This is a genomic window from Bacillus sp. B-jedd (assembly GCF_000821085.1).
Lineage (GTDB): Bacteria > Bacillota > Bacilli > Bacillales > Cytobacillaceae > Bacillus_D.
Map to the genome: position 1 here is coordinate 1 of NZ_CCXR01000003.1, position 5,262 is coordinate 5,262.

General features: G+C 33.7%; 3 protein-coding genes and 2 pseudogenes. 2 read left to right on the top strand and 3 right to left on the bottom strand.

Annotated features, from left to right (window positions below; genetic code table 11):
* Positions 1-274 (bottom strand): annotated as a pseudogene (locus BN1002_RS22925) (SpoVR family protein); the annotation flags it as partial.
* A gap of 124 nt (positions 275-398) precedes the next feature.
* Positions 399-2,120 (bottom strand): ORC-CDC6 family AAA ATPase, encoded by a 1,722-nt coding sequence (locus BN1002_RS22930; protein WP_048828364.1) that lies wholly within the window; start codon positions 2,118-2,120, stop codon positions 399-401.
* 383 nt (positions 2,121-2,503) lie between these two features.
* Between BN1002_RS22930 and BN1002_RS22935 the strand changes: the two genes are divergently transcribed.
* Complete coding sequence (locus BN1002_RS22935) at positions 2,504-3,226, top strand: hypothetical protein (RefSeq protein ID WP_048828365.1); 723 nt, start codon at positions 2,504-2,506, stop codon at positions 3,224-3,226.
* A gap of 30 nt (positions 3,227-3,256) precedes the next feature.
* Complete coding sequence (locus tag BN1002_RS22940) at positions 3,257-4,135, top strand: ComEC/Rec2 family competence protein (protein WP_048828366.1); 879 nt, start codon at positions 3,257-3,259, stop codon at positions 4,133-4,135.
* Positions 4,136-5,011: 876 nt separating this feature from the next.
* Here BN1002_RS22940 and BN1002_RS22945 read toward each other — a convergent pair.
* Positions 5,012-5,262 (bottom strand): annotated as a pseudogene (locus BN1002_RS22945) (stage V sporulation protein R); the annotation flags it as partial.

Below are 5,262 nucleotides of genomic sequence, written 5' to 3' on the forward strand. Positions count from 1 at the left end.
TCAGGAAGGAAATATCAGAGTCCATTTCCCTCACCTCGAACATCTTCTCCCGGCCAGAACCTGGCTTCACCCCACGGCGCTTCATTTCCTCTGTCGGCTTATTGTACCTCTCCTCAATATCCTCAAATATCTTGATCCCTAGGTAGTAAGGGTTTATGCCAGTCTTGGAGGGCTGGACAACTCCGGCATTTAATTTTGCAAATTCAATCGCTTCGGCACTCGTCAGATCCATTTCCCTAATAATCCGCTGATGCCAATAGGAAGCCCAGCCTCCTTCTCCTAAGGATTTTTTCAGCTCCACTCGAATCTTCAGGAAAAGTCAGTTCAGCATATTCAGATTAAAAGCAGAAAGGAACAAGCAAATAGCTTGTCCCTCTCCTAAAATCCGTATGCGTTTTCTATTTAACCAACTCAAGTTGTTTTTGGTTTACCAATTCATCGGAAAATTGAAATATTGGTGCATTTCTTAAATGAGTTAATCTTGCCTCCGAGTCCTTTTGCCAAAACGGTCGGAAGTTAAAACCTCTCTTAATGCTTTTTTCAGAGACGTAAAAGCTCATATCAATTAAATATGCAACAAACTCTTCCTTCTTTTTGGTTTCCGAAGATGTGGAATCTTTGATGAGATGTAAATACCTTAAATTTACTAAATTTTTAAGTAACGGTTCATGTTCTTTTGACTTTTCCATCGGATACAAAAATACATTAGTGTTTCTTTTATTTACTATTTCTGCCTCAAGGGTTGTTATGGCCTGTCTGACTATTTCTGGATTAATGTCAGAGTCATCCTCAAGAGTACTATCTTTATCATCCTTAAGTTGTTTAATGACCGAGTAGACATTTGATTTTTGGACTTTTTGCTTATCTTCACCTCGGGTGGATCTTACTAATTCCATAAATATTATTAAAAAATCCCGAGGATTTCCTCCAGCAGCTATTACTGCGTATAACAAAGTTTCATCATTAGTGAATAGTGATATAATATCCTGTCTTGTTAAGCCTAAATCAACATCAATATTCAACAATATACTGATCAAATGATCCCTTACTCGTTCTAAGCTGGATAAATCATTATCTAAATTTATCGGTGAAAAATCATCCTTATGAGAAAAATCTCCATTTCCCTTTTCATTCATTCTCAGTCTATTTGGTAAGGAACAAACCTTAAAACAAAAGGCACTTGAGCTGCAATTTTTATAAATATCATGAAAGTATTGAATAATATAAGGATGTTTTTCTAAGGGTATCTGATAAAAATCATCTAGAATTAATATAATGTGACGAGATTTATACTGGTAATATTTACTGATCAATTCAATAATGCTGTCCTTTATGTCTCTTAATAATTCAGCTTTGGTAATTGTTTTGGAACCCGTCGCTGTTACGCCAGTAGTTTGTTGATTACTACTCCTAATTTCTACGCTATTCTCCATCGAGATATTTATTGAACTAAGGGTTTTTAATGTACTCTTAATTTTTTGATACCCATAACCCAGGTCATTCGAATTTTCAATTGTTGTGTTGGAATTAAATTTTTTAATTTTTGTTTTGTTGGTTGTATTTTCTGTTGAGTCTTGCTTTGAAATGGTTAATGTGATTTGTTCAGGCTGTGTTTTCAAAATCCGGAGTGAATTTCCTAAAATTCCCAGTACATAAATAAGCTCCTGATATTCTTCAAATCTATGTAAAATCGATTTTTCTTGCTTTTTAAATATTTTTTTAATTATTCCCTTAAAAGATTTTGTTTCCTTTTTATATGCATTTGCTAATTCAATATCTTCTTCTTCATTTAAACTCTCAATAAGTCTGTTTAGAATTTTTTCAATAAGTTGAATAACTATGTCCAAATCAGAATCTGACTTCAGAATCTGGGCGTCTACAATTACATCAATATTCTTAAGTAATGAACTTTCATTTAGTGCCTTCATCATTAAGGTCGTTTTTCCACTTCCCCTTCGCCCATAGATTAAATGGTTATTATAAATTTTTAATTTTCTTAAGTTGTTATTTACATCAACATAATTTAAATTACTTATATCTTTGTAATCAATAATTTTCCTTCGTTTAATTTCCTCAATCTTATAGATCAACTCGTCTAATTTTGGCGATTTAATATCCATTATTTAGTCCCTCATATGCAAAAATTTGTACTTGGTTTAAAATTTCTATTTTCACATAATTTTACAACTTTTCATCTAAAAAATAAAGGAAAAGTCCTATGCAGGCATTTTCTCATTCTTATATTAATAGCTCGCCATTACATGGCGAGTCTACTCTTATTTAAGTAATAAGCTTTGTAAACAATATTAATGACCAACACTTAGTACATACCTTCATACCATTGAGGAAATTACTCCCAAGTAAGTTTGTGTATGTCACCATCCCTGGACTGTTACAATCCATTTTTTAAAAAAATTATGTTTTAACTAGCATCAAATTAAGTTAGAATAAAAATGTAATATTGTAAAATTTTGATAGAAATTGTAGTAAGGGGTCGATTAAAATGGACATGCTAAGAGACTTTTTTAATCCTTATGAAAGACAAGCCAGGTTATATCCTGCCTTAATAAGCCTTTTCCCCACTTTCGCTGCACTTTATAGTTTTTTTGACGATTTAAGGGGGGTATTATCAACAATCCTAGGTTCTGTATTTTTTGTTGGTATTTCTTATCTTTTTGGCAAGTTAACTAGGGAACTTGGGAAAAAAAAGCAAGATTCTTTGATTGTGGATTGGGACGGAATGCCAAGTACACGTTTCTTGCGACATGTAGACACTACTATCGATCCCTTAACTAAAAAAAGATATCATCAATTTTTAGAGAAAAACATTGCGGATTTTCGCTGTCCCACTCCCGAAGAGGAATCCAGCAATAAAGAAAATGCAGATAAGGTTTATGATTCAGGAATTAAATGGCTTTTAGCAAAAACGCGTGATACTCAAAAATACTCTCTTCTATTTAGAGAAAATATCAGTTATGGATTCGCTCGTAATTTTTGGGCTCTAAAACCATGGAGCCTCTTAATTAATTCAATCATTTTATTCGGTTCCTTTGGTTTGATGTATCAAAGGCACCAGTTCGATTTCAAGAATGTTTTTCCTTTAGAATGGGTATCAATCTCGATTACCACTTTTATTATTATTTCACAGTCATTAATTACTAAGAACACAGTTCATTCTAAAGCGAAAGCATATGCCAGAACTTTATTAGAAGTTTGCGATGAGTAGTTAATTCAATAAGAAAGAGGTGGAGTACTAATGAGCATAATAAAATCATTTGCAGTGGGAAACGGAGATACCTTTTATATTGACCATAACAGTGACAATTTTACGATTATTGACTGCTTTCTTTATGAAGATGACAGAGAAAGGATTGTCGATGAATTATTGCTTTTGTCCAAAAATAAGGGTATCACTCGTTTTATTTCTACCCATCCTGATGAAGACCATTTTTACGGATTAGAATATCTAGACCAGAAAATGAATATCAGAAACTTTTACTGTGTAGAAAATGAAGCAACAAAGGCTGAGGAAACTTCGGAGTTTAAAAAATACTGTGAATTAAGGGATTCTGATAAGGCATTTTATATTGAAAAAGGAGTAAAAAGGAAATGGATGAATCTCTATGACGATGAAAGAGGAAGTTCAGGCATAAGTATACTGTGGCCAGATATGGAAAATGAAGATTTCAAAAATGAATTGGAGAAAGCTAAAAACGGTGAAAGCCCAAATAATATTTCTTGTATTATTAAATATAGACTTGAAAATGGTGTAACTGCATTATGGATGGGTGACTTAGAAACTGAATTTATGGAAAAAATTAAAGATGAAGTAAATTGGTCAAAAGTTGATATTTTATTTGCCCCTCATCACGGAAGAAAAAGTGGTCAAATTCCAAAAGAGATTCTTGGGGTGTTGAATCCCAAAATGATAGTTATTGGACAGGCACCCTCCGAGCATATCCATTATTATAGCGATTATAATACTATTACACAAAATTTAGCTGGAGACATTAAGTTTGAATGTCTTGAAAAAAAAGTTAGGATTTATGTTTCTAATGAAGGTTATAATCTCCCTTATTTAAAAAAAGAAAACACTGTTTCAGATGAAACTTATATAGGAACTTTATATTTATAAATAAAACGCAGAAACTCTCATACTCTTGCTTAGCCCACTAGCTTCCCCATTAGAACAAAGATGTCATGTCGGGGAATCACATAATCTTGCTCCATATATTTTCAAAAGCTGTTTCTTGGGAAACAGCTTTTATATTTATAAAGGAAAATTGTAGCTCCGAAAAGACCACCAAATATAATTGGCGGTCAGTATTATTTTGATATCACAGTACTATAACAATATTTTTAAAACTGCTACCTAGGATATTCAATCTAGTCTAACAGCAATGACCAGTATTTCCCAGAATGACTAGTCCTGATTTTCTTTGTTTCTGCTAAGATCAAGAACCACGTCTTCCGTATTGTCTAAAATCATGGGATCGATTGCTACCTGAATTTCGTTGATTATCGATTTTACATCACTTTCTTCTGGCTCATCCAGAGCCAGCCCTAATTTTGGCTGTCCTCAGCCATAGCCGTCAAATTTAACACGGACGTTTTTTTCACCATGTTCCTACTCCAATTTCTTTATGAAATCACGAGCCTGATCATATTTTTTCTATATCCACTTATATTAGCTGTCCATCTTCTGGATTGGATGATGTCAAGCTAGTGTGTGCACTTACGATAGATGGCATTGCCACAAAAATACTGAAAAACAGAATGATTAACTTTTTTATGATGTTTCTCCTTGATTGCAAAATTTGACACATTTGACACTATTATAACAGTATTACTGGGAGTATGCTTTTCCTGTTACCTTCCATGTGTTCATTCTGCTTTACTGAGGTGGATTAAACAATGAAAAATTTTATAAAAAATAACAAGTTTAAATATAATCAAATACGTAAATAACAAAAAGACAAGGCAGCATTCACAATGCTGCCCCCACTTCCCTCTATAAATACTTCCGGTGGACCCCTTTACCATCATAAGTGAATAGCATAGCCCTTTCTTCAATCATCGTTTCGATGTGGGCCGTCCTGCCCCATAGCTGGTGGATGTATGGCAGCACTTTTTCAAGGTACTTCACATCCAGTTCGATTCCTTCATACCAGTGCTTCAGATACAGCTCGCCATTCTTCAAATAATCTCCATCATTAACGGTAATATAAGGGAATCCGCCATTGACACGCATGCTGACGAGCC